General features: G+C 35.4%; 26 protein-coding genes. 7 read left to right on the top strand and 19 right to left on the bottom strand.

The features are described 5' to 3' along the window. Positions 1-20: 20 nt before the first annotated feature. The 10 genes from rpoD to rpsU form a co-directional block, all read right to left on the bottom strand. Positions 21-1,142: an RNA polymerase sigma factor RpoD gene (gene rpoD, locus F5ESL0259_RS04455; protein WP_084619548.1), complete on the bottom strand. Its 1,122-nt coding sequence runs from the start codon at positions 1,140-1,142 to the stop codon at positions 21-23. Between the two features lie 13 nt (positions 1,143-1,155). Beyond that, positions 1,156-2,964 carry a DNA primase gene (gene dnaG, locus F5ESL0259_RS04460; RefSeq protein ID WP_122037616.1) on the bottom strand — a complete coding sequence of 603 codons (1,809 nt, stop codon included), beginning with the start codon at positions 2,962-2,964 and terminating at the stop codon, positions 1,156-1,158. Between the two features lie 15 nt (positions 2,965-2,979). Beyond that, a complete protein-coding gene (glyS, locus tag F5ESL0259_RS04465) occupies positions 2,980-5,046 on the bottom strand; it encodes a glycine--tRNA ligase subunit beta (RefSeq protein ID WP_122037719.1) in 2,067 nt (688 codons plus the stop codon). Beyond that, positions 5,039-5,956, bottom strand: a complete 918-nt coding sequence (gene glyQ, locus F5ESL0259_RS04470; RefSeq protein ID WP_046324875.1) for a glycine--tRNA ligase subunit alpha — start codon at positions 5,954-5,956, stop codon at positions 5,039-5,041. The genes glyS and glyQ overlap by 8 nt, the downstream gene beginning before the upstream one ends. Positions 5,957-6,199: 243 nt before the next feature. Further along, positions 6,200-6,955: a DNA repair protein RecO gene (gene recO, locus F5ESL0259_RS04475; RefSeq protein ID WP_122037617.1), complete on the bottom strand. Its 756-nt coding sequence runs from the start codon at positions 6,953-6,955 to the stop codon at positions 6,200-6,202. 1 nt (position 6,956) lies between these two features. Continuing rightward, complete coding sequence (era, locus tag F5ESL0259_RS04480; protein WP_122037618.1) at positions 6,957-7,865, bottom strand: GTPase Era; 909 nt, start codon at positions 7,863-7,865, stop codon at positions 6,957-6,959. Further along, complete coding sequence (gene ybeY / locus F5ESL0259_RS04485; protein WP_122037619.1) at positions 7,865-8,389, bottom strand: rRNA maturation RNase YbeY; 525 nt, start codon at positions 8,387-8,389, stop codon at positions 7,865-7,867. The genes era and ybeY overlap by 1 nt, the downstream gene beginning before the upstream one ends. A 5-nt stretch (positions 8,390-8,394) precedes the next feature. Continuing rightward, positions 8,395-9,345, bottom strand: coding sequence for a PhoH family protein (locus tag F5ESL0259_RS04490; RefSeq protein ID WP_122037620.1), 951 nt, complete (start codon positions 9,343-9,345; stop codon positions 8,395-8,397). 24 nt (positions 9,346-9,369) lie between these two features. Further along, positions 9,370-9,813: a GatB/YqeY domain-containing protein gene (locus F5ESL0259_RS04495; RefSeq protein WP_046324880.1), complete on the bottom strand. Its 444-nt coding sequence runs from the start codon at positions 9,811-9,813 to the stop codon at positions 9,370-9,372. Positions 9,814-9,951: 138 nt separating this feature from the next. Further along, on the bottom strand, positions 9,952-10,128 hold the full coding sequence (gene rpsU / locus F5ESL0259_RS04500; RefSeq protein ID WP_009560161.1) for a 30S ribosomal protein S21: 177 nt from the start codon (positions 10,126-10,128) through the stop codon (positions 9,952-9,954). A gap of 164 nt (positions 10,129-10,292) precedes the next feature. Between rpsU and F5ESL0259_RS04505 the strand changes: the two genes are divergently transcribed. The 3 genes from F5ESL0259_RS04505 (at position 10,293) to F5ESL0259_RS04515 (ending at position 12,836) form a co-directional block, all read left to right on the top strand. Beyond that, positions 10,293-11,120, top strand: a complete 828-nt coding sequence (locus tag F5ESL0259_RS04505) for a pyruvate, water dikinase regulatory protein (RefSeq protein WP_046324881.1) — start codon at positions 10,293-10,295, stop codon at positions 11,118-11,120. A 150-nt stretch (positions 11,121-11,270) separates the two neighbouring features. Continuing rightward, entirely contained in the window at positions 11,271-11,807 is a 537-nt protein-coding gene (msrA, locus tag F5ESL0259_RS04510) for a peptide-methionine (S)-S-oxide reductase MsrA (RefSeq protein ID WP_122037621.1), read from the top strand. A 150-nt stretch (positions 11,808-11,957) separates the two neighbouring features. Continuing rightward, positions 11,958-12,836: a YitT family protein gene (locus tag F5ESL0259_RS04515; protein WP_046324883.1), complete on the top strand. Its 879-nt coding sequence runs from the start codon at positions 11,958-11,960 to the stop codon at positions 12,834-12,836. A gap of 49 nt (positions 12,837-12,885) precedes the next feature. On the opposite strand, the gene msrB is transcribed toward F5ESL0259_RS04515, so the two are convergent. Continuing rightward, the gene (gene msrB / locus F5ESL0259_RS04520) at positions 12,886-13,317 is read right to left on the bottom strand and encodes a peptide-methionine (R)-S-oxide reductase MsrB (protein WP_046324884.1); all 432 of its coding nucleotides are present in this window, start codon (positions 13,315-13,317) and stop codon (positions 12,886-12,888) included. Positions 13,318-13,461: 144 nt separating this feature from the next. Here msrB and F5ESL0259_RS04525 point away from each other — a divergent pair, with 144 nt between their 5' ends. Together F5ESL0259_RS04525 and tpx are read left to right on the top strand one after the other, a co-directional pair. After that, positions 13,462-14,646 (top strand): aminotransferase class I/II-fold pyridoxal phosphate-dependent enzyme, encoded by a 1,185-nt coding sequence (locus F5ESL0259_RS04525; protein ID WP_122037622.1) that lies wholly within the window; start codon positions 13,462-13,464, stop codon positions 14,644-14,646. Between the two features lie 84 nt (positions 14,647-14,730). Next, entirely contained in the window at positions 14,731-15,225 is a 495-nt protein-coding gene (gene tpx / locus F5ESL0259_RS04530) for a thiol peroxidase (RefSeq protein WP_122037720.1), read from the top strand. A gap of 53 nt (positions 15,226-15,278) precedes the next feature. Here tpx and F5ESL0259_RS04535 read toward each other — a convergent pair whose 3' ends face one another. The 7 genes from F5ESL0259_RS04535 to prmA all read right to left on the bottom strand — a co-directional run bounded on the left by F5ESL0259_RS04535 (position 15,279) and on the right by prmA (position 23,706). After that, positions 15,279-15,779, bottom strand: a complete 501-nt coding sequence (locus F5ESL0259_RS04535) for an NUDIX hydrolase (RefSeq protein WP_122037623.1) — start codon at positions 15,777-15,779, stop codon at positions 15,279-15,281. 477 nt (positions 15,780-16,256) lie between these two features. Further along, entirely contained in the window at positions 16,257-18,107 is a 1,851-nt protein-coding gene (gene aspS / locus F5ESL0259_RS04540) for an aspartate--tRNA ligase (protein WP_122037624.1), read from the bottom strand. A 2-nt stretch (positions 18,108-18,109) separates the two neighbouring features. Beyond that, positions 18,110-19,396: a histidine--tRNA ligase gene (hisS, locus tag F5ESL0259_RS04545; RefSeq protein ID WP_122037625.1), complete on the bottom strand. Its 1,287-nt coding sequence runs from the start codon at positions 19,394-19,396 to the stop codon at positions 18,110-18,112. Between the two features lie 270 nt (positions 19,397-19,666). Then, complete coding sequence (dtd, locus tag F5ESL0259_RS04550; RefSeq protein WP_122037626.1) at positions 19,667-20,104, bottom strand: D-aminoacyl-tRNA deacylase; 438 nt, start codon at positions 20,102-20,104, stop codon at positions 19,667-19,669. Next, entirely contained in the window at positions 20,104-22,344 is a 2,241-nt protein-coding gene (locus F5ESL0259_RS04555) for a bifunctional (p)ppGpp synthetase/guanosine-3',5'-bis(diphosphate) 3'-pyrophosphohydrolase (protein ID WP_110446137.1), read from the bottom strand. Before F5ESL0259_RS04555 ends, dtd begins: the two co-directional genes overlap by 1 nt. 20 nt (positions 22,345-22,364) lie before the next feature. Next, positions 22,365-22,718: a hypothetical protein gene (locus tag F5ESL0259_RS04560; protein ID WP_194240838.1), complete on the bottom strand. Its 354-nt coding sequence runs from the start codon at positions 22,716-22,718 to the stop codon at positions 22,365-22,367. A 43-nt stretch (positions 22,719-22,761) separates the two neighbouring features. Beyond that, complete coding sequence (gene prmA, locus F5ESL0259_RS04565; RefSeq protein ID WP_122037627.1) at positions 22,762-23,706, bottom strand: 50S ribosomal protein L11 methyltransferase; 945 nt, start codon at positions 23,704-23,706, stop codon at positions 22,762-22,764. 63 nt (positions 23,707-23,769) lie between these two features. Between prmA and ybaK the strand changes: the two genes are divergently transcribed. Continuing rightward, positions 23,770-24,270 (top strand): Cys-tRNA(Pro) deacylase, encoded by a 501-nt coding sequence (ybaK, locus tag F5ESL0259_RS04570; RefSeq protein WP_046324899.1) that lies wholly within the window; start codon positions 23,770-23,772, stop codon positions 24,268-24,270. Positions 24,271-24,402: 132 nt separating this feature from the next. Beyond that, positions 24,403-25,347 (top strand): sugar-binding transcriptional regulator, encoded by a 945-nt coding sequence (locus F5ESL0259_RS04575; protein ID WP_110446139.1) that lies wholly within the window; start codon positions 24,403-24,405, stop codon positions 25,345-25,347. Here the strand turns inward: F5ESL0259_RS04575 and citX are convergent. Further along, positions 25,344-25,901, bottom strand: coding sequence for a citrate lyase holo-[acyl-carrier protein] synthase (citX, locus tag F5ESL0259_RS04580; protein ID WP_122037628.1), 558 nt, complete (start codon positions 25,899-25,901; stop codon positions 25,344-25,346). The genes F5ESL0259_RS04575 and citX overlap by 4 nt on opposite strands. Between the last annotated feature and the right edge of the window lie 23 nt (positions 25,902-25,924).

Raw genomic sequence — 25,924 nt, forward strand, 5'->3', positions numbered from 1 at the left:
CTTGTCTTTTGTTTGGCTAATTAATCTAGGAAATCACGTAATTGATTTGACCTACTTGGATGTCTTAGTTTACGTAAAGCTTTAGCTTCAATTTGACGAATACGCTCTCTCGTAACTCCAAACACTTTACCAACTTCCTCAAGTGTTCTAGTTCGACCATCATCAAGTCCAAAACGCAAACGAAGAACATTCTCCTCGCGATCAGTTAAAGTGTCAAGCACTTCTTCTAATTGTTCTTTGAGCATTTCGTATGAAGCATGTTGTTCAGGACTAGTTGCATCCTTATCCTTAATAAAGTCACCTAAATGTGAATCATCCTCTTCACCAATAGGAGTTTCCAAAGATACTGGTTCTTGTGCAATTTTTAAAATGTCCCTAACTTTAGAAGTAGGCATATCCATTTCTGCACCTATTTCTTCAGGAGTTGGTTCACGTCCTAAGTCCTGCAACAGTTGTCTCTGAATTCTAATCAACTTGTTAATTGTTTCAACCATGTGGACCGGAATTCTGATAGTTCTAGCTTGGTCGGCGATCGCACGGGTGATAGCTTGTCTAATCCACCAAGTTGCGTAAGTTGAGAACTTGAAACCTAGGCTGTAATCGAATTTGTCCACGGCCTTCATCAGACCCATGTTACCTTCCTGGATAAGGTCCAAAAATGACATGCCACGACCTACATAACGCTTAGCAATAGAAACCACTAAACGTAAGTTGGCCTCAGCCAATTCTTGTTTAGCTTCTTCATCACCTTTTTCAATCCTTTTTGCCAAAGAAATTTCCTGATCAGCATTTAGTAAGGGTACGCGGCCGATTTCTTTCAGATACATTCTGACTGGATCATTCATTCTGACACTTGAAGGTGCCGACATATCTTTTAATTCAGCCTTTTCAACATCTTTTTGCTTTTTTAAAGCTAATCTCGAAGGATTACCCTTCTCGTCAACAATGCTAATGCCATTATCTTCAAATTCCTGAACTAATTGGTCAACTGCTTTTCCCTGTAGTTTATAGGGCTTAATCAATTGAGCAACGAATTCTTTTTCAGTAATAGATTTATCTTTTTTAACATCTTTAACTACCTTTTTGACCATTTTGTCTAAAGATAATTTTTCGGTGTTAGCGGTTTTTCCATTTTCTACCACAATAAGCCCCCCTTTAACCCTGGATTCTTTTTAACTGCAAAATTTTACGAGTAATACTTAATATTTCATCCGTATCAGTTTTACGTTTAGCATCTTGTAAATCATTCATTAGTTGCTGCAATTTAAAATCAATTTTTCGCCTGTTTAAAGCATTAATTTGCTCATCGATTTCGCGGTCTGAAAAATCCTGGGGCATGTCTGTCATTTCAGCATTAACTATTATACCTTGAAGTTCACTAGGAATAAAATCTAAAAAACTATTAACTCCCGGATTTTCTTGATTTTCACTAAAATTTAACCATAATTCCGCTAATTTTTGATATTTAGAGTCTGGAAATAAAAATTGATGTGATAATAAATATTCCCGAGCATGTCTTGAATGAATAAATAAATATAATAACCGAGTTTGAACAGGATCGTTTTTACTATAATTCTGTTCAGGTTCAACAAAAGAACCGGAATAGTTGCTATTTGCTTCTTCAGGTTGCACACCATAATTGTTTTGGTGCCTTCTAGCCGCATTTTGCTGTCTGCGATATTTGGTAAAATTAACTTTGAGTGAATCCTTAGAAACACCTTGTTGTTGCGAAATCTTATCCAAATATAGATCTTGCTCTACTGGATTAGACAATTGAGCAATCTCTTTCACTGCTTCGTCGAGATAAGCCAATTTTTCGCGGTCATTTGCTAAATTATATTTTTGAGCCAACCTTTTAAGAAAAAAGTCTGTAGGAGTTAAAGCACCTTTAACTTCTTCCTGATATTTTTCCCAACCATATTTCTTTACATATTCATCAGGATCTAGCTTTTCCGGCAGAACTACTATCCCTAAATTAAAGCCCCCAATATTATTAAACATTCTGGCTGCACGTTCTTCAGCGTGTATTCCTGGGTCGTCTCCGTCATAATTAATGATGATGTTTTTAGTGATCCTGCGTAACATATATATTTGTTGATCAGTCAAGCTGGTTCCCATAGAAGCTATACCAGATTTAATTCCTGCTTTATAGGCCGCAATTACATCCATGTATCCTTCATACAAAATTAAATGCTTTTCACTGCGGACTGCTTTTTTTGCTTCCGCAAAATGAAAAAGAGTTTTAGATTTAGTAAAAATTTTGGTTTCAGGACTATTAATATATTTAGCTTCTGTTTTATCTGGCGAAAGCCTTCTACCAGAAAATCCAACCACATAGTCGCCTTCATCAGTGAGAGGAAACATCAGCCGATCTCTAAAGCGATCAAATAATTCACCAGTCTGAGATTGCACAAATAAGCCACTCTCAGCCAAATCTTCATCTTTAAATTTCTGGTCTCTTAAATAAGTCAAAAGCAAATTGTTTTGTTTAGGAGCATAACCAATACGAAAATGAGCAATTATTTCATCGTTAAGACCACGTTGTTTAGCATAATTATATCCTGGTCTACCAGCATTTGTTGAAACTAATACTTTATGATAAAAATCGGCAGCCTCCTCATTAATTTTTATTAAAATATTGGAAAACTTTGGTTTTTGGTTATTATATTGCCCGATATCAATATGACCAAAATCAGCAACTTTTTGAACACTTTCAGGAAATGTAAGATTTTCTTTATACATTAGAAAAGAAAAGACATTACCACCTTTGCCACAGCCAAAGCATTTAAAAAATTGTTTCCCTTCATTAACAGTAAAAGAAGGAGTTTTTTCTTCATGGAATGGACAAAGACCAACATAATCTTTGCCTTTCTTTTCTAGAGAAACATACTGGCTTATGACATTTACAATATTGACATTATTACGAACTTTAGCAATAGTTTCTTCAGGTATAAGACCGGCCATCTTTGCACCTACTTTTTATTTAATGACTAATTTGCTTAAATCACCCAATCGCTTTGAATGTTGTGCCACATCACTTAGCTGTGCCAAACGATTATTTTTAACAGCTTCATCTTTAGCCATAATCATATTAGTTTCGAAGTAAAGATCAATTACTGGCTGTAATTTCACAAATCCGTCATAAAGATCTGCTAATTTATCAATTTTACTTAAATCGTTAACGCCCTCGGCAAGTTGGATTTCGGTATCGTTATCAAATAAGTCCTTGTTAACAATATTCTTACCTTTATATTTTGCCTTTTTCAAAATATTATTAATTCTAATTAAACTTTCTACTACTGGTTTGAATTTATCATCATCATGATGTAATTGCAAAACTTTTGCTGCAGCTAAAATTTGTATTGGATCCTGCTGACTTGAAGCTAAAACTGCATCAATTATGTCATATTTATAATTATTTTTCTGTAAGTACTGTTTAATACGATCACGAATAAATAAAGAAATCTCTTCTTCCTGCTCAGCTTTTTTAGGCAGCTTAGCCGGAGTTTGATTTTCAAGAGCCGACACAATCTCTGGTAAGACATCATTAAAAGGTAATGACCAACTCTGGTTTATTAAAATGCGAACAATACCATAAGCATAGCGGCGAAGAGCGTAGGGATCATTGGATGAACTAGGGATCATACCCACAGCAAAGAAAGTAATTATAGTATCTAATTTATCTGCTATAGATAACAAGGAGCCAACAGTTGTTTTGGGCAAATTTCCTTCAGAAGTGGTTGGCATATAATGCTCTGCAATTGCTGCGGCAACATCATCCTTTTCACCAGCCAATTTGGCATAATGCTTGCCCATGACACCTTGCAATTCAGCAAATTCTCCTACCATTTGAGTTACCAAATCAAACTTATATATTTGGCTAGCACGATCGAAATCACTGACAACTTGCTTATCTAGGTGCCATCTTTTTGCTAAGAAATCACCAATGATATTGACACGCTTCATCTTCTCAGACATTGAGCCAATTTTGTCATGAAACGAAACATTGTCCAATTTTTGTACAAAATGACTTAAAGGATATTTTCTGTCTTCATCATAGAAGAATTGTGCATCATCAAGTCGTGCTACCAAGACCTTTTCATTTCCTGAAACCACATTTTCTAAGTAATCTTTATTACCATTGCGCACAGCAATAAAATGATTAATTAATTCTCCATTTTGATCATAGACTTCAAAGTAACGCTGATTATCCTTCATCGAAGTGATAAGAACTTCTTTGGGCATCTGCAAATACTTTTTAGCAAAAGAACCTGCAAAAACAGTAGGATATTCAACTAAATTTGTTACCTCTTCAAGTAAACTTTCATCAGGTTTAATTTGCCAATTATTTTTCTTAACCAATTTATTCATTTGGTCAATGATCATTTTCCGACGTTTATTTGCGTCAACAATCACAAACTGATCTTTTAACGCATCTTCATAATCGGAACTATTGGCTAAAACTACGCTATCTCCCAGAAAACGATGCCCTGCCGTCTTTCTACCAGCTGTAATGTCAAGAATTTTTACGGGTATTACATCACTGCCATATAGTGAAACAAGCCAGTGAATAGGACGGACAAATTCGAAATCGTGAGAATCCCACCGCATTTTTGTGGGAAAAGTCATAGACTTAATGATTTCACTCATTCCCAACAGGATATCACTTGTTTTTTTACCCTCTTTTTTTACATGCACGTAAGCGTATTCCGTACCTTTTAATTTGTCAAAATAAATATCGTCAGTGGTCATTCCTTGGCCACGGGCAAATCCCTGTGCGGCTTTGGTCCAATTCTTATCTTGATCAAGAGCAATTTTCTTTGCCGGTCCCTTTTTTATTTCATCAATATCTTCTTGTTTTTCTGCTAAATCTTCAACTAAAACAGTTAATCTCCGAGGTGTTGAGAAAGTTTTAGTACATTTAAATTTAAGACCTTTTTCTTTAAGAAACTTTTCTGTTCTTTGCGCAAGCTGTTTAACACTCCGTTCAACAACATGAGCAGGCATTTCCTCAGTACCAATTTCAAATAAATAATCTTTAGCCATTTTCAAGTCCCGCTTTCTTATCTTCTGCTTTTTTCAATAACGGAAAGCCTCTTTTTTCGCGTTCTTCTACAAAACATACCGCTACTTCATGAGCTAAATTTCTAATTCGAGCTAAATAACCCGCTCTTTCAGTAACTGAAACAGCTCCCCGAGCATCAAGCAAATTAAAAGTGTGTGAACATTTTAAAATATAATCGTATGCTGGTTGAACTAAGTTTAGGCCGATTAATTCTTTAGCTGTTTTTTCATAGACATCAAAAAACTGTAAAAGATCTTCCTGATTTGATTCTTCAAAAGCATACTTAGAGTTTTCATATTCAGCTTCTTTAAATATATCACGGTATAAAACGCCATTGCCCCATTCTAGGTCAAAAACAGAATTGACATTCTGTATATATGAAGCTAATCGTTCCACTCCATATGTGATTTCACTCATTGTGGGTTTAACATCAAGTTCACCAACGGTTTGAAAATAAGTAAATTGACTTACTTCCATTCCATCAAGCCAAACTTCCCAACCAACACCAGCACAACCCATTGAGGGGTTTTCCCAGTTGTCTTCTACAAACCTAATGTCATGCTCAAGTGTATTGATACCTAGTTCTTTTAAACTGTCTAAGTAGTATTGTTGAATATTTTCAGGTGCAGGTTTTATTACCACTTGGAATTGATGATGTTGAAACAATCTATTAGGGTTATCACCATACCTGCCGTCAGCCGGACGTCTTGATGGCTCGACATAACATGCAGCCCATGGTTCCGGTCCCACAGCACGTAAAAAAGTATAAGGACTCATTGTTCCAGCGCCTTTTTCAACATCATAAGAAGGCATGACCATGCAACCTTTTGAAGACCAAAATTTTTCTAATTTAAAAACCATATCTTGAATAGTTAATTTTTTCTTTGCCATTTATATTTCCTTCCTGCATCAGACCATAAAAAAAGCCTATGCAAAACATGCATAGGGACGAGATTTAATCGCGGTTCCACCCTAATTCAGGAAATAATTCCTGCTCTTAATTAAATTGACTAGAGGTGCCTTTTCCCAGATGCTCTCCCACTGTTTAGCACTCGCTTAACAGGTACTTTTTTTATCCTCATTATCGCCAAAATACATTATTATTTTACCATAAAAATCAATGAAGCAGAAGACTCACTCGTTTAATTTAAGTTCATCTAAAAACTTTTTAGTTTTAAGGTTAAGATCAATCGTTTCCTGATATATGCGGTCAATAGCCTTACGGGTCGCCATTTTGGTAGCAGTATTTATTTTGATGTCGCCTAACCGTTCAAAAGGAAGTAAAAAGATTGTTCTTAAAACAGCAGTTTCCTTTGGCTTTAAATGTAATCGCCCAGGATCTGTATCAAAATGTTGACTACATAAAATGCCACCGCTTTTAATGGAATAATCAAATTCGCCTTGTTCTTTACCACAAATAACGCAATGACGCATTTCCGGCTCAACACCATAAGCTTGCAACAGTTGCATTTGCACAATTTGAGTAATCATTTCAGGATCAGTTCCAGCGTCAATTTTTTGCAACGCAGAATTTGCTAGATTATAGTATTTACCCAGATTTTGATATTCAATAAAAGCATGATCTATCAAATCAAGGATAAAAGAAGCATATGCATTTTTAGTTAAATCACTAAACAGGCCATCAAATTGACTGACGTCTTTATAAGTTCTGAGCGTACTTAGACCGTGACCAGTAAAATATATGACATAAGTGCCATAGGAAAAATTAAGTAAAGATGCACCTAGTTTTGATTTTGGCTTAAGTGCTCCATGAGCAAGTAGAGTAACTATTCCATTATTCTTGGTCATTATTTTTGCCAATAAATCTGCCTCACGGTATTTTTGCCTTTTAAAAATAATTCCCTGCACTTCTTTTAATTGTCGTGCCATTTTAGCTAAAATCCTTGGGATTATAGCCTATTTGCTTTAAAAAGCGTGGATCAGAACGCCAATTATGTTGAACTTTAACCCAGAGATGCAAATTGACTTTTTCACCTAACAAATCTTCAATTTGATGTCGGGAATTAATGCCAATCTGCTTCAGCATCTTTCCGCTTTTGCCAATAATAATTCCTTTTTGACCATTCTTTTCAACATAGATGGTAGCTTCAATTTGCAGTTTATTATTTTCATGCTTATTCATTTGTTCGACCCAAACAGCAGTAGCATGAGGAACTTCTTCAGCAGTCAAGTTTAAAATTTGTTCACGAATTAATTCTGCTACCATGAAATATTCAGGGCGATCAGTTATTTGATCTGTTCCATAATATTTAGGTCCTACAGGTAAATATTGATGCAACACCTGAATCAGATCACTAATCCCTATTCCCTGCGTTGCAGAAACTGGCAAAAATTCCTTAAAAATGTTCAGTTGACGGTATTGATCAATAATTGGTAACAGTGCGTTGGGATTAACCTGATCTACTTTATTAATAAGAAGCAAAACTGGAATTTTTGCTTTTTTCAACAAATCAGTAATATAAGCATCACCTTTGCCCATTTTTTCTGGTTCAACCATAAATAAAATGAGATCGACATCGTTTAAGCTAGACAAGCTGGCTTTATCCATATAATTATCTAAATCAAGGTGGGGCTTAAATATACCGGGAGTGTCAACAAAAACTGCCTGCATATCATCAGTGGTTAAAATGCCAGAAATCTTGTTACGCGTAGTCTGCGGCTTACTCGAGGTGATAGCAACTTTTTGACCTACTAAATAATTCATTAGAGTAGACTTACCAACATTTGGTCTTCCTAATAAAGCAACAAAACCAGATTTATTTTTCATATCGTCAGTCATTATTTTCCTCTGCCTTCATCAAGTTGATCCGGATATAGTGGCAACCCATATTCCTCTAAAACTTTACCCTGAATTTTAAACATTACTTTTGCTTCATCTGGTTTAATATGATCATACCCATTAAGATGCAGAAAACCGTGAACCAAGGTATAACCAAATTCACGGTCCCAACCTGTACCATAATCCTTGCTATGACGCATAATCACACTTGGACACATAAATAAATCGCCTATGTCTTCACTGAATTCTGGGTCATTTTCAAATGCGCTGTAATCTAACAGGTCTTCACCATCTTCAATGGCAAACGAAATAACATCAGTCGGTCTGTCTTTGTCACGATATTTCTTATTAATTTCATTGCTTTTTTCTTCATCAACGAAATTAATACTCATTTCCAAGTTATTCTTTTTAGCAATATCATTTTTAGCAAGCAAAAGAAGGTCATTAATCCATTTCTTCCAATCACGCGTTTTATCATCAAGAAAACCAACTTCATCATTGAAAGTAATATCAATTGGGTTCATTAATTTTATTTATCTTCCTTTTCATATGCATTAATAATCTTGGCAACAACCGGATGACGAACAACATCGTTAGCTGAAAACCAAATAAATTTTATTTCAGCAATATTTTGCAAAATTCGCTGAGCATCAATTAATCCACTACGTTGTCTCCCAGGAAGATCAACTTGTGTCATATCACCATTAACAATCATTTTTGAATTGAAACCAAGTCTTGTTAAAAACATTTTCATCTGAGCATCAGTGGTATTTTGAGCTTCATCTAAAATCACAAAAGCATCGTCCAAAGTGCGTCCGCGCATATAAGCTAAAGGAGCTACTTCAATAACTCCCCGTTCCATTAAATGATCAGTAGTATTTGTTCCTAATATAGCATAAAGAGAGTCATAGATTGGCCTTAAGTAAGGATCAACTTTTTCTTTTAAATCACCAGGTAAAAAGCCTAATGACTCTCCTGCTTCAACAGCAGGCCTAGTTAATACAATTCTAGAAACTTCTCCTCTTTTAAAAGCAGCAATTGCACATACCACCGCTATAAATGTCTTACCAGTACCGGCAGGACCAATACCAAATACAACATCATTTTTTTCAATTGCTTCTACATACTTTTTCTGCCCCATATTTTTAACTCTAATCGGTTTGCCTTTAGCATCCCGAATTAAAATCTTTTTGTATAAGTCAGGAAAATATTCCGTAGTACCTTTATCGGCCATTTTCATGGCACTCACAACATCAGCGGGACCAATGTTGATATTGGCATTAACTACATTATCCAAAGCTTGCAGAACAGCTGATACTTTCTTGATATTTTTATCTTCACCCTGAATGGCAATGCTATTACCAGTGTCAATTACACTAGTATTATAGCCAGTTGATAAAAGATTCAAGTTACTATCATTAACTCCAACTAGTTTTTGGATATTTTCAGGATTTTTAGGAATAAAATTGGTTTGGGCCAAATAACTCTGCTCCTTTTCTTGCGTTTAACTTAACTGCTTACGCACCGCATTAGAAGCTGCTTTACCATCAGCTTTACCTTTTATTTTGGGCATCAAAGCTTTCATCACTTTGCCAAAATCGGACTTGCCCTTAGCTTCAGTTTCAGAAATTGCTTGGGAAACAGCCTGGTTGAGCTCTTCATCTGTCATTTGCTTGGGCAGATAATTTTCAACAATAGCTAATTCCTGTTTGGTTTCTCCTACTAAGTCGTCTCTATTAGCCTTAGTAAATTCTGCAATTGATTCTTCACGCTGCTTCTTTTCTCTGCTGAGAACTGTCAGTTCTTCATCAGCGGTTAAATCATGACCAGCTTTAATCTTTTCATTCATCAAAGCTGCTTTTATCATACGCACTGTGTTTAATTTTACTTTATCACGTGCTTTCATTGCGTCTTTCATATCTGACATTATTTGCTCAGACAAACTCAAATAAATTCCCTCTTTCTGTGTAAAGTCTAGGTAAATTATATCAAATTTGAAGCTTAGTTTAAATTAAATAATGCCTTAAACTTTTGATATTTGTAATGAAAAAAACGACTTCTATCTTTTGATAAAAGTCGTTTATAATTAATAATGTCTACGTTTACGAGCTGCTTCAGACTTGAGTTTCCTACGAACGCTAGGTTTTTCATAGAACTCGCGCTTACGGTATTCTTGTAGAGTACCGCTTCTAGAAACGGAACGTTTAAAACGACGAAGAGCATCATCAATAGACTCGTTTTCGTGAACGACTGTCTTGGCCATATGTGATCCCTCCTTCCATTTCTTGACGTTACCGTCATACATTTAACTAAATTATATCAAACATCAACAATCGGTCAATACAAACGTTCAATATTTTTTAGAAAAAAGTTAACCTGTTAATGACTTTTGTTAAATTGTATAATAAATTAAAAAAGGAGTAAATGATGGCTGAAGAGACACTAAAAAAAGAAGTTAACATTATAATTATTTCAGATTCTGCCGGAGATACAGCGTTTAATAATGCTGTAGCTGCCGCAGCACAATTTCCTGACGCACAAATCACTTACAGAAGATATCCTTTCATAATCAATAAGGAAAAATTAGAGGAGACTTTTGAAGAGATAATACAATACCCTAATTTGTTACTTATTTACAGCTTGGTAAAAGATGAAATGCAAATACCAGTTATTCGTTTCGTCAGAGAACATCACATACAAAGTGTAGATATCTTATCACCTGCAATTGAGTCTATCCAAAAATTGACTGGTCTTAAACCTGAGCAAAAAATTGGTGCACAACACAAAATGAACCAAAAATACTTCGATCGGATTTCTGCAATGGAGTTTGCTGTAATGTACGATGATGGGAAGGATCCTAAAGGGTTTTTGGAAGCAGATGTTGTTCTGTTGGGAGTTTCAAGGACTTCAAAAACGCCTTTATCTTTATTTTTAGCAAACAAAAATTTGAAGGTAGCGAATTTACCGCTGGTGCCTGACACCCATATTCCTAAGGAAATATATCAAATTGATCCTAAAAAGATTATCGGTTTGACTAACGATTTATCCGTTTTAAATGAAATTAGGCGTGAAAGAATGATTTCTTATGGTTTGAGTCCTGATACGTCTTACTCTAATACTGATGCGATTAAAAAGGAATTGGATTCTGCACAAAAGCTTTATGATAAATTAGGCTGTTTTGTAATTAATGTTGCACACCGCTCAATTGAAGAAACAGCAGCTATTATTATGAATCATTTAGGAGTACAAAAGTAATATCTAGGGACATATTTTAAGCTGAAAAGGGCTTATTTAATAAATCACCAAGTTTAAGAATTCATAGGCTGATTAATTGCAGTAAAATGGCTCAAAAAATAAAATAGAAGTAGGTAATAACAGCTTTTAGTTCATAGAAAGGGCCAAATTATGCAAGCAAATAATGAAAAACTAGATACTGCGATTTTCGCTGGTGGGTGCTTCTGGTGCATGGTTAAACCTTTTGATTCACTGCCTGGAATTAAGAAAGTGATTTCTGGATATACAGGAGGTCATGTCCCTAATCCTACTTATGAGCAAGTTTGCACTGGAACTACCGGTCACACAGAGGCCGTGGAAATAACTTTTGATCCTGAAATTATATCGTATCAGAAATTATTGGACTACTACTGGCAAGTAACGGATCCTACAGATGCAAGCGGACAATTTCAGGATCGTGGAGATAACTATCGTCCAGTAATCTTTTATAATTCCCCTGCTCAAAAAGAAGCAGCTGAAAATTCAAAAGAAGCTTTACAAAATAGCGGCAAATTTGATGACCCCATTGTTACTCAAATTGAACCTGCTAAACCGTTTTATCCGGCAGAAGATTACCATCAGGATTTTTACAAAAAAAATCCTTTCCGGTACAATCTTGAAGAGTCTGGTGGCAGAGCAGATTTCATAAAAAAACATTGGCAGAATTAATCAAAGTTTTGACCAAAAGTGCTTTAAATTTTACGTAGTTGTGTTAGTATACTTAAGAAAAATACTAGTTTTTATATTTAATATGAAAACTAGTATTTTATTATTTTATAAAAATTAATTAGAGTGCTTAATAAAAAGGATTTATTAACAATGGATCAACTTGACGCGTTCAATCGGCGGTATAACCTACTATCAAAAATTTCTGCATCTTTTTTTTATTCATTAGCGGTTGCCGTAGCTTTAAATTTCTTTTGGACACCCGGCCACATGTACTCTTCGGGGGTTACTGGTTTTGCACAATTGATTAACACTATGAGTGAGCGGTTTTTGCCCTTTACCTTGTCAACTTCAGTCCTCTACTTTGTTCTTAACTTGCCCCTACTTCTTTTAGCGTGGATAAAGATTGGCCATAAATTTACCTTCTTTACCATTATTACTGTCATTCTTGGTTCAATTATGATGAGAGTCATTCAACCAGTAAATATGCATATTGACCCCCTTGTCTGTGCTATTTTTGGTGGTATGATCAACGGACTAGGAACAGGTTTTGCTCTAAAGAATGGTATTTCAACTGGCGGACTGGATATCATTGGAATAGTGATTCAAAGGAAAACGGGTACTAGTTACGGTAAAATCAGTATTTTAATTAACCTGATTATTATTGCTGCTGCGGGTTTTGCTTTCGGCTGGACCCGTGCCCTTTATTCAGCTTTGACAATTTTCATCAATGGCCGTGTAATCGATGCTGTATACACTCAGCATCAAAAATTACAAGTCACAATTGTTACAGAAAAGCCTAAAACAATCATTGATGGTATTCAGGAAAAAATGCACCGGGGCATCACTATCTTTCATGATGTTGAGGGTGCATACAGCCATAACGAGAAAAAAGTTCTCATTACAGTTATTGATAGATATGATATGTATGACGTTTTACATATTGTTAAAAAAAGCGATCCTTATGCTTTTATGAGTGTTACCGAAGTAGAACGAGTTTATGGCAGTTTTAAGGAACAAGAAATAGTTTAAGTAGTAAAAAGGCCTGATTTTGACATCAGGTCTTTTTACATAATTTTTATTATTTAAAAAGTTTACGGTATTCACCATATCCTCTTTGTTCCAATTGATCAAAAGGAATAAAGTCTAAAGCAGAGGAGTTAATGCAATATCTGAGCCCTCCTTTATCACTGGGTCCATCATCAAAGACATGTCCCAAATGTGAATCACCTTCTGGACTCTTAACTTCAGTTCTTTCCATATTGTGTGATTGATCACGGTGATAAACCAATTTCTTGATTGGCCGGGTAAAACTAGGCCACCCGCAACCCGCATCATATTTATCTTCGCTTGAAAACAAAGGCTCTCCTGAGACAATATCAACGTAGATTCCTTTTTGGTAAAAATCATCATATTTTCCTCTAAAAGGATAATCTGTTGCTGCTTCTTGAGTAACTTGAAATTGGTCTGGTGTTAGTTCTTTTAGCCTTTTGGCTTTTTGATCTTGATCCATTTATCTCACGCTCCTTAATTAACTATAACAAAATTTGGGATAACACACTAAACTAAAACTTTATAAAAAACACTTTTTCTTAATTTTATTTAGAAACATACTGGGTTATAATATGGTTTCAATAAAAAAAGGAAGGTTCTTTTTATGCCAACATTAGCAAAAAATTTATCAACAAAAATTAATTCGAAAATTAGTAGTATACCTAATCCAGCGATCAGATCCTTCAATCAAAAAATTTCCACAATACCTGGAATTATAAAATTGACTATTGGTGAACCTGACTTAAATACCCCAGAACACATAAAAAGAGCGGCAATTGATGACATCAAAAATGATGACTCTCATTATGCTCCTGAAGCTGGAAAAGAAAAATACCTGGAAGCTGTTAGCAAATATCTAGCAAAAAGCTTAGGTGTTACATATGATCCCAAAAGTGAACTCTGTGCGACGGTTGGAGTTTCTGAAGGATTGAATATTGCCGCTATGACTTTACTCAATCCCGGTGAAAAAATAATCGTACCTACCCCCGTTTGGGGAGTCTATTTCGGAATCATAAAAATGGCTGGTGGAATTCCAGTTCAAGTAGATACTTCTAATGATCATTTCCTCTTAACTCCAGAAAAATTAACGGAAACTTTGGAAAATGAAGGAAAAGGCGCAAAGGCTGTTATCATCACTGATCCCTCTAACCCAACAGGACGAGTTTATTCAAAGAAAAACTTGCAAGAATTAGCAGCTGTCATTACTAAATACGACATTTTCGCTGTCAGTGATGAAATCTATGCTGAATTAATTTATGGTCAAAAAAAGCATTATTCATTGACACAATTCATTCCTGAAAGAACTGTTTTATTATCGGGGCTTTCAAAAAGTGTTGCCATGACTGGCTGGCGTATAGGCTATATAGCTGGACCTGCTGAGTTAATGAAATCAATGATAAAGGTGAACTCATTTTTAATTTCCGCAGTAACTGACAATGTTCAAGCAGCCGCCACAGAGGCTTTGAATTATGGAGATCAGGACTATGTTGCCGCGCGAGAAAAATATCAAAAACTCATGCATCTGCTTCAGGATGGACTTGAGAAAAATGGCTATACTATGGCTACTCCTGAAGGGGCATTTTATATTTTTGCTAAAATTCCCAGTAAATTTGGCTGTGATGATGTGGCGTTTGCCAGTGATTTAGCTGAAAAAGCCAAGGTTGGCGTAACACCAGGCAGTTATTTCGGTGCTGGGGGTCAAGGATACGTACGCTTATCCTATGCTTCGTCTGAAGAAAACTTAAAAGAAGCTATTAAACGTATCAGTAGCTATACTGAAAGCAATTAAAAAGCTGATTTATTGAGTTACTATTCTGCGATAGGTTAAACTTGAAATGGTAATTGTTTTTATTTTTGAGAAAGGGTAATGATTATGCAAGTAACAATGAAAAGTGAGCCGCTGTCAACTAATGGAGAACCAATCAAAATTGGTGAACAACTGCCAGATTTTAAGGTAAAAAAGTCTGATGGTTCAGTTGCATCAAGCACTGATTTGGTTAATAAGGTTACACTGATTAGTGTTGTACCTAATATCAATACTAGCGTCTGCAGTATTTCCACTAAACGCTTTAACAGCGAAGTGGATAATTTTGATGGTATTAATTTCTATACTGTTTCCACCAATACTCCAGAAGAACAGAAAAATTGGTGTGCTGCAGAGGGTGTATCAAAAATGGAGCTTTTGTCAGACGAGAGTTTTGACTTCGGCAAAAAAATGGGTTTGTTTATTGACGCTACGAAATTCGATTCTAGAAGTATCTGGATTGTAGATGCAAATAAAAAAGTTTTGTACCAAGAACTTATTCATGAGTTAACCAATGAACCTAATTATGCCAAAGCACTTGCATTTTTACAAAATTTGCGGTAATTACAAATAAACAAAAACGGTTAAGGAAAAAATTCCTTAACCGCTTTTTTAGTTTAAAAAACTGGGTGATCTAGTACAATCCAATTAGCAAAAGTTTGATCTGCTAAGTCAAACTTATCTGGCTTTAATAAAATCTCTTTTGCCTTTAATACCAGAGGTGAAGAATTTGCCAGATTGAGCTGTTCTAGAGGAACTGATACAGCCCCTAAAGAATCTTGCCCCGTAAACTGTTTAACTGTAGTTTGTAAATTACCACCAAACTTATTGATTTTATAAAAAACACAGATATGTTGATTAAAATGCCATTGTTCATAATCCCAAGGATATCTAAATGAGGTAACACCAATTTGGTCATAGTCTTGCACAATTAATCCAGTTTCTTCCTTAACTTCTCGCTTAACCGTATGGTCTAATGGCTCCCCATCTTCCAAACTACCGCCCGGCAAGTCATACCGATTTATATAAGGCCCACCCTCTTTTTTGATAACAACTAAACTTTGTTGATCACCAATAATACCATAGCACCCGAAAGCACGATGAAATTTATCCGTCATAAATTATCCTCCTAGTATAAAAATAATAACTGAATAATAATTCTCTCATCATTTAATACTCAAAGCAATTTTATTTAGAGCCTAGTTGCAGCTCTGGCCAGAGGAGCAATAGAATTATATATTTTATGATATAAATGATAGTATTTTTGATAAAGGGCAGTGTTATGTGGATCTGGCGCGATAATTTCATTATATTTTACAAATACATTGATGCAGCTATTCCAGTCTTTAAACCAACGGCACCCCATTGCTGCAATCATAGCGGCACCAATTCCAGGTCCCTGTTCATTCTTTAATGCAACAATATTTTTACCGCATAATTTATCCTGACATTTTTTATTATATAAGTCTGTGAAAGCGCTACATCATAAGAAAATGTCCTCAAGCAAAATTGAATGAGGACAAATAAAAAAGCACAAGAGCTGTGAAAATTTCTTCACAGCTCTTGTGCTCTAATTAAAAATATATTTAAATCTGCTAATCCCAAGTAGTATTTTGAGCGGCGTCTTTTTCAGACTGTGCTCTTAAGTTAGCTTCAATCTTTGCAACATCATCATGATACTTATCTTCGACAACTATGCCCAAATCACTTAACTGCTGATCAGATACAGGTGCAGGAGCATGCATCATTGGTTCAGATGCATTAGCGTTTTTTGGAAATGCTAGTACATCACGAATATTGTCTTTTTCTGCAAGAAGCATTGCAAAACGGTCAAGTCCAATGGCAAGACCAGCATGAGGTGGAAATCCCATGTCCAAGGCTTCTAGCAAATAACCAAATTGTTCATAGGCACGCTTTTTAGTAAAACCGAGAGCCTTAAACATTTTTTCCTGAATTGACCGTTTGTGAATACGTATTGAGCCCCCACCGAGCTCATCACCATTCATAACTATATCGTAGCTACGCGCATGAGCCTTATGCGGTTCAGTATCAAGAAGCTTGATGCCTTCGTCATCCGGCATTGTAAATGGATGATGTGCAGCAATCCATCTACCGAAGCCTTCATCGTATTCAAATAATGGCCAGTCCACTACCCAAATAAAATCAAATACGTGCTTAGGTATAATATCAGTTTCTTTGGCAAATTCACGACGTAAGTGATCAAGTGAATCACAGCAAACTTTCCATTTATCAGCAATAAATACTACTAATTCCCCACCTTTTAGCTCAAATTCATTAATTAGTGCGGATTTATTTTCAGCAGTTAAAAAGCGCGAAATAGGTCCGGAAAATTCTCCATCTTCAAATTTAACCCAAGCCAAACCTTTTGCATGATAGCGCTTAATATAGTCTTGCTTTTTCTCAATTTGTTTACGGGAATATTTTTGTGCGCCGCCTCTAACTGCAATTCCTTTGACAAAACCACCATTAGCAATGGCACCAGAGAATACTTTGAAAGCACTATTTTTAAACACAGAGCTTAAATCGTGAATCAGCATGCCAAAACGAATATCAGGCTTGTCAGTGCCATACTTATTCATTGAATCAGTCCAAGAAATGCGTGCAATAGGTGTTTTTAAATCAATCCCCATTACATCTTTCATAATTTTCTTTAATAGGCCCTCGGTATAGTCCTGCACCTGTTGTTCATCAGTAAAAGACGTTTCCATATCAATTTGCGTAAACTCGGGTTGTCTATCACCGCGCAAATCTTCATCTCTAAAACATCTTGCCAGTTGATAATATTTATCAAAGCCTGCACCCATCAATAACTGCTTGAAAAGTTGAGGAGATTGCGGTAATGCATAAAAACTACCCGGATAAATCCTGGAAGGAACTAAATAGTCTCGCGCTCCCTCGGGAGAAGATTTTCCTAATATTGGTGTTTCAATATCGATAAAGCCGTTTTGATCAAAAAATTCGTGCGTGGCTTGCAATATTTTTGAGCGCAAAATAATCGCGTTTTGCAGGCATGGTCTGCGTAAATCCAAATAGCGATATTTTAATCTGGTTTGTTCAGCAACTTCAACATCATCTTTTATTTCAAAAGGTGGGTTCTTTGCTTTATTCAAAATAATGATTTCTTGAGCATCAACTTCAACTTCTCCAGTCTTCATATCTGGGTTAATACTGGAGCGTTTGACTACTTTTCCTTTAACTTGAATAACGAATTCATTTCCCAGTGCGTCAGCGGTAGTCATCAAGTCTTGACCCGAATCATGGTTAACGACTATCTGAACTATACCTTCACGGTCGCGTAAATCAATAAATACCAAGTTACCAAGGTTTCGCACCCGTTGAACCCAACCATATAAATTTACTTCTTGGTTAAGATATTTGGGGGTAATATTACCACAATAATCAGTTCTTTTTTCTACTTGCTTCATTTTTATTCCTTTAATTGTTTCATTACTGCATTCATATTTTCAAGATCACCAAAACTGAACCTGAAAGTTTGCCCATCAGCAAGACGCTTAACATTTAAAACTCCGTCGGATAATTCTTTGGCGCCAAGAGTAATAACAAATTTTGCATTTGCTCTGTCAGCCTTCTTAAATTGAGCCTTTAATTTCTTTTGGTCAACATCATATTGTACCTTTAGTCCGTTTTTACGCAACAAACGAGCAATTTCAACAGTTTTTATTTGTGTTTCTTGACCGATATTAGTAATGAAGAAATCAATGCCTTGATCTGCAAACAATTCTGGGTTTTGTTTTTGTAATACCAGCATTAACCGTTCTTCTCCGATACCAAAACCAACAGCAGGTGTAACTGGTCCGTCAAATTCCTTAACTAAGTTATCATAACGACCACCACCTAAAATGGTTGAGGCAGATTCCCAAATACTTTTATCTTCGACCATAAATTCAAAAATGACGCCAGTATAATAATCAAGTCCGCGAACTAAATCATTATCTATCACATAACTAATGTCCAGTTGGTCCAGCATTTCCAAAATCTGATCAAAATTAGCTTTTGATTCTTCATCTAAATAGTCAATTATTCGGGGGGCGCCAGGTAAAAATTGCTTATCCTGGTCATCTTTGGAATCTAAAATACGTAAAGGGTTTTTTTCTAACCGCCTTTTTGAGTCATCTGAAAGCTGATCTTTAAAAGGTGTAAAGTAATTGACTAAAGCATCATGGTAATCCTGACGAACCTTGGCGTTTCCTAAGGTATTAATATGCAATTCATAATTTTTGACACCCAGTTTGGCTAATAAATCATGTGCTAAAACAATTGTTTCTACATCAGCTAAAGGATTATCTGAGCCAAAACTTTCTATACCAATTTGATGGAACTCACGCTGGCGGCCTGCCTGAGGCCTTTCATACCGAAACGTGGACTCGATATAGTAGACATTTAAGGGCTTAACCACTTCAGGAGCATAAAGTTTATCTTCTACATAAGCTCTAACTACTCCAGCTGTTCCCTCGGGCCTTAAAGCAATATGCCTGCCGCCTTTATCATTAAAGTCATACATTTCTTTTTCAACGACATCCGATGTCTCACCACTTGAACGAGCAAAAACGCTATAATTTTCAAAACTCGGTGTCCGAATTTCCCGGTAATTTGCTTGTTTAAAAAAATCACGCAATATTTGTTCTACTTTTTCCCATGAACCAGATTCGTCTGGCAAAATATCAACTGTCCCTTTAGGTCTTTGAACTCTCATTTAATCATCCTTTTAATAAAAAAACGTCCTTGAATAAATCAAGGGCGCTCTGAATTAGCACGGTACCACCTTTTACCTGCTGCGAATAACGCTCGCGATGCGCTTATTATCTGGTAAAGGGGTCACAGTTAGTTTGTTTTCCGTCTTTTCAGCAAAACAGACGGTCTCTGAAATTAAAAACTATACTTCAGTCTTTGTCATTGATAATTCTTTTTTAGCTTATAGTTTTCCAGGCAAAAAGTCAACCTGTAGTGCTGTTAAGCCTAATTTTTACAGGTCCAACACAATAGTAAAAGGACCATCATTTTGTAAATCAACCTGCATATCTGCACCAAATTCTCCGGTTTCAACAGTTAAGCCCTGCTTTTTGAGCTCTTCATTAAACTGCTCCCATAATTCCGCGGATTTTGGTGGTTTCATAGCTTTGATAAAACTTGGTCGATTACCTTTTTTAGTGTCAGCTAATAAAGTAAATTGACTCACGCTTAAGATTTGTCCGCCAACATCTTTAATTGACAAATTGGTTTTGCCATTTTCATCTTCAAAAATTCGCATTTTGGCAATCTTAGTAGCAGCCTTTTTAATCTGCTCTACTCCATCGCCTTCTTTTAAGCCAACCAGTAATAACAAGCCTTTATTAATTTGGCCAACCGTATTGCCTGCAATTTTGACACTGGCATTATTTACTCTTTGGACGACAACTCGCATTAATTATCAGCCCTCCTTGTTTGGTAAACATCAGGAATATCTCTTAATTTTGATAAAATTCCGTCTAATTGTGCAGAATTATTAACTGCAACTGTCGCATAAATATGAGCAATGTTATCTTCATTTACTTTACCAGAAATATTATTAATATTTGGTGTCAGTGTATTTAATTTGGTAATGACGTCAGTAAGCAGCTTTCCGCGATTGTAACCAAAAACTTCAATATTGGCATTAAATGCTTGGGCACTGTTTTCTTCAACATTTTCCCATTGCACTTCAATCAATCTGCCCTGGCTATCATCATTATTAACAATATTGCGGCAATCTGTTCTATGAATAGTCACCCCGCGGCCCTTAGTAACGTAACCAACAATTTCATCTCCTGGGACGGGATTACAACACTTAGCTAAATGAAGCATCAAGTCACTAATTCCTTGAATCATGACACCATTTTTATGCTTGATTTTCATTGCTTTAGAATCTTTTTTAGTGGTTGTAGTTTCCGAGACAGATTTTTGCCCAGAGTTAAGAATTTCTTCTTCTAGCTGCTTTTGTTTCTTTTTCTCGTTTTCATGGCGTATATCAGCTGTCAGCCTATTAACTACACCAATAGCGGAAAGATCACCAAAGCCTATTGAGGCATACATCTCATCAGCAGTATGATAATTAATTTGTTCCAAAAGTGGCTCGATATGATCTTTAGACATGAATTCTTTTGGTGAAAGTCCCTGATCACGCAATTTATCAGCAACCATTTGCTGACCCTGCTCGATGCTGTGATCCCGGTCAAGGTTTCTAAAATATCGCCTAATTTTATTACGAGCACGGGAAGTCTTAACCAAATCAACCCAATCACGAGATGGCGTCGCATTTGATTGTGTCATAATTTCAATGACATCGCCGTTTTTCAGCTTATAGTCTAAAGGTACCAATTTACCGTTAACTTTAGCTCCAACAGCATGACTGCCAACCTGAGTATGAATTTCATAAGCAAAGTCCAAGGTTACTGACCCTTTTGGCAATTCATAAACTTCACCTTTGGGAGTAAAAACATAAACGCGATCAGAAAAGATTTCACTCTTAACGCTTTTCATAAATTCATCAGCATCCTGAGTTTCGTCTTTTAATTCTAAAATTTCGCGCACCATATCCAATTTTTCATTTGAACTGGTCTGTTCTACACCCTTAAAATTACCTCTTTTATAAGCCCAGTGGGCGGCAACACCATATTCGGCAATTTCATGCATTTGTTCAGTTCTAATTTGTATCTCAAGTGGTCGGCCGCCAGGACCAATAATAGTCGTATGAAGAGACTGGTAGCCATTTACCTTGGGAACAGCAATGTAATCTTTGAAACGGCCAGGCATTGGTTTCCATTTCGTATGAACAGCTCCTAACACTGCGTAACAGTCCTTAACCGTTTTAACGATAACCCGTACAGCTAACAAATCATAAATTTCATTAAAATCCTTATGTTTGTTAACCATCTTTTTATAAATAGAATAGATGTGCTTAGGTCTGCCATATATCTCATATTTAATTCCCAGACTGTCCAAGCTTTCCTTAAGTGTCTTGATGGCATCTTGAATGTATTTTTCTCTTTGACTACGCTTAAGACTCATTAAATTGACAATGCGATAATAAGCTTTAGGATTCAAATAATGAAAACTCATATCTTCAAGTTCCCATTTAACTGTTCCAATACCCAGACGATCTGCTAAAGGTGCATAAATATCCATTGTTTCTGAAGCAATTCGGCGTTGTTTATCGGGACGAAGATGCTCTAAAGTATGCATATTATGAAGTCTATCAGCCAGTTTAACCATAATTACCCGGATATCTTTAGCCATTGCTATTAGCATTTTCCTGTGGTTTTCAGCTAAAAATTCCTGGTGTGATTTATACTGGTATTTATTTAGTTTAGTAACACCATCAACAATAAAGGCAACATCTTTGCCAAATTTTTCTTTTATATCATCATTTGTAACTGGCGTATCTTCTACAGTGTCATGCAAAAAGCCTGCAGCGACAGTGTCAGGGTCAAGACTCAAATTAGCAAGCGTACCGGCAACCTGAGTAGGATGAACAATATAGGGTTGTCCTGAAGCTCTTTTTTGTTCTTTATGCGCGTTTGCAGCAAATTCATAAGCTTTTTCGACAAATGCAATTTGATCATCATTCATATATTTTTTACAGGTATCTATCACCTGCTCATGTGTCATTTCAATGTACTTTGACATATAAATCGACCCTTCTAATACTATGCATAAATTTGATTATCCATTACGCCAAAAATTTCTAAAATGAGGTAGATTAACCCAAACAGAAAGTTGTAATTGGCATATTTAATTAAAACGATTAAACAAAAACACCCAGGCATTAATAACAGCCAATAATGTTTGAGATTGCGTTTTTTAATTAGTTTACCAACATGGTAACTGATAAAGCTGTTAGCTAATATAAATAATAAACTTACACGCCAAATAGTCCCTATTGAAAAAAGACTAAATAATAACGGCAGGATCATGACTAAAACGCTCCAGTAAATGACTGGTGTCACCTCATAACTATTTAACTTCTTAATTACAGGTATATTTTTTATTTTGTCAATCAACTTGCTAATTCCTTACTAATTTAATTATCTATTATAACTCATTTTAGTTATCTTTTCTTTCAATAATTAATCCTATCCAGCGGCCACTTTGCATTGATAGGACAACCTGGAAGCCATTTTCGCTTAAAGCTTTCTTTATTTTAGCAGCCTGAGAACAATCTATTCCTGAAAAAATGACCTGTCCGCCCTCATTGAGATGATTATTTAACTGCGGAATCAAATCAAGGAGTATTTCAGCTAAAATATTAGCAACTATAATATCATATTTACCCTGAACATTATCTAATAAGCTGGTTTTTTTAAGTTTAATATTAGTTAAATCGTTCAAAGAAATATTTTCACGAGCAGCAGTAATTGCTTCGTCTGAAATATCAGTTGCCAGAACAGAACTGGCTCCCAAAAAAGAGGAAGCAATAGCTAAGATTCCTGAACCAGTGCCAACATCACAAACTTTTTTGGGTCTTATAAGCGTTTGCTCAAGTCCAATTAGGGCTAACTGCGTTGTCTCATGCGAGCCAGTGCCAAAAGCCAAACCAGGATCTAATTTTATTAACCTTTGATCTTTAAAAGCCGGCTGATATTCTTCCCATTCAGGTACTATTGCCAAATGGCGGGAAAAATCAATTGGATGATAAAACTTTTGCCAAACAGTATTCCAGTCCTCATCTTTAATGTAGGATGTACTTATCTCTGCTTTACCTATTTTTAAACCATAGCTTTTTAATTCAGATAACTTTTGCTTGTATTCTTCAATCAATTTTTCTTTATCTTGATCACTATCAAAATAAGCTAAAAACTGTAAATCTTCTGGTAAATCATTTATTTCATCAAGCTTAATCATTGTTGAGTCAGATTTCCAGCCAGCATGTTCAAAGTCAGACCGTTTTCGGGTCTCAGTGCCCAAACAATGCAAGACATCATTACTAAATATGTTTAAAGCATCTTCAACTTCGTGACTGGTTTCAATTTTAATAATCAATAATTTCATTATTTTTTAAACTTCCTTTTTATTTTCCCTTTTTGTAATGCTATCATGAAAAGGGTGATCAATATGTCAAAAAAGAAAAATAATATTGAAAAAACACTTGTCGAAAAAATTTTAGACAAGAACAAGATTCCATATCGTCAAGCAGAGTTTGCCACCCACGAAGATTCTGGTGGTGTAGCACAAATGGATACATCCATTTTAAACGAGAAAGAACATTTGGTCTATAAAACTCTCGTTTGTTCTGGAAATAACACTAAAGTTCTGGTAGGGGTTGTACCAGTAACAGAGCATTTAAGCATGAAAAAACTAGCGCAAAATTCTGGGAACAAAAAATGTGAAATGTTACCTTTAAAAGATTTGGAAAAAACTACAGGTTATGCTCACGGTGCCAACACGCCTATTGGTATTTATTTCAAACATCATTTTCCTATTTTTCTTGATAAAAGCATGTCTAAAGAAAGCGAGATAGCTGTTTCAAGTGGTAAAATTGGCCGCAGCGTCTTTTTAAAACCACAAGATTTGCAAAAAATTACACATGCGAAGTTTTGCGATTTATTAGAGTAAGAAAAAATAAATATATTTTTCTGATATTCTGAAAAATATTTTATTTTAAAAAGTTGTTTAGGTTATAGTATTAAAGCGCTTTTTCTAATATAATTAAAATAAATGTAGAGTATGAAGAATAGGAATAACCAAATGACATTGTTAACAGATGAGCAAATTGCAAATATTGCACATGACTATTTTTTAAGTAAGTTAAATATTGCTGAAATTTCTAAGAAATACAACCTTTCTCGTTATCTTATTGCAAAAGCAATAGACGAAGCGGAAGACAAGGGTATTGTAAAAATTAGTATTTATCAAAGTCCCAAAAGAGCGCAAAATCTTGAACGGGAGTTTCAAAAACTTTTCGATCTGAAAGAAGTTTATATCTTAGAAGATAAAGAAACTAAAAATCAAGACAATGAAATGATTGTCAATTTTGCCGCCAAACAAATTCAAAACTATATTAATTCTGCTCACGTTGTGGGATTAACTTGGGGGACACTTTTAAGAGACATTATTGATGATTTTTCAGCCGAAACTCGCGCTGACCTGACATTTATTCAACTATTAGGTCAAGTGGTAAATTCTAGTAAACGCAAGCAGCCGCTTATTCAACATGCTGCTGACAAATTTAATGCAAAAAGTTTAACCTTCCCCGCACCTCTTTATGCAATTGATCCGAGACTTATCAAAAAAATTCAGCAAGAACCTTATTATCAATATATTGAAAAATATTTTTCACAACTTGATCTGGTATTTGCAAGTATTGGTACCATGCAATCACTGGAATCAGGGCAATTTTTTATGGATTATTATGCTGATAAACTGTTTACTGGAATTGAAAAAAATCAGTTAGCAGGAATTATTTTTGGCAGACCTTATGATATTAAAGGTCGTTTTTATAGTCCAATTGAGCCTCATATATCTGGCATCAGTCTTTCCGACATTTTTGCAGTTCCTGATCGGTTTGTAATTGTTAAAAACAGGTTTAAGGAAGATGCACTTTTGGGGGCTCTTAGATCTGGCATAATAACGCATTTAATTACCACTTCGGGTATAGCTGAAAGAGTTTTACGCAAAAATGAGGCACTTTAATTTGCGGATTTTTTACAGAACTCTTCATTATATAAGCTTGTAATATAATTTTGCAGATCTGCCACTGAATGTGTTCTTGAGCGAGCGCATTCTTTAGCGGGTTTTGAACATAAAAAGCATTTGCGAACAGGCAAGTCCAGATCTTTGCGGGATATTGCCTGTTTTTGCTTTTTAATTAATACATCGGCATCAAATAGCCGATTAATTTTTTGTTTATTTTCAAATTCAACTGCCCTTTTTTTAACTAAACGATAATCAGCATTAACGAGATAGAAGTTTTCTGAACCTGCTGCTCTCTCCCAATGTTCATACAAAGTAAAAGGTAACTGGCTATTTTGCAAAATTTCTTCTAAATTTAGAATACCTGAAGCAAAAATTTCTTTTAAATAGCGATTGTTTTTAATAGGGCCGGGAATGTTTAATTTAACATCCAGCAGCGTACATTCAGGAAACTTGTGAAATATTGTTTGTTGCAACTCTACCCTTTCATCCTTATTAGCTAATACCTCTGTAATACTCTGTGGTTCTCCTTCAGTAAATATTGTTTTTACCATTTTATCATCTTCTTTCTATTTTT

Source organism: Lactobacillus sp. ESL0259, from assembly GCF_003693045.1.
GTDB lineage: Bacteria > Bacillota > Bacilli > Lactobacillales > Lactobacillaceae > Lactobacillus > Lactobacillus melliventris.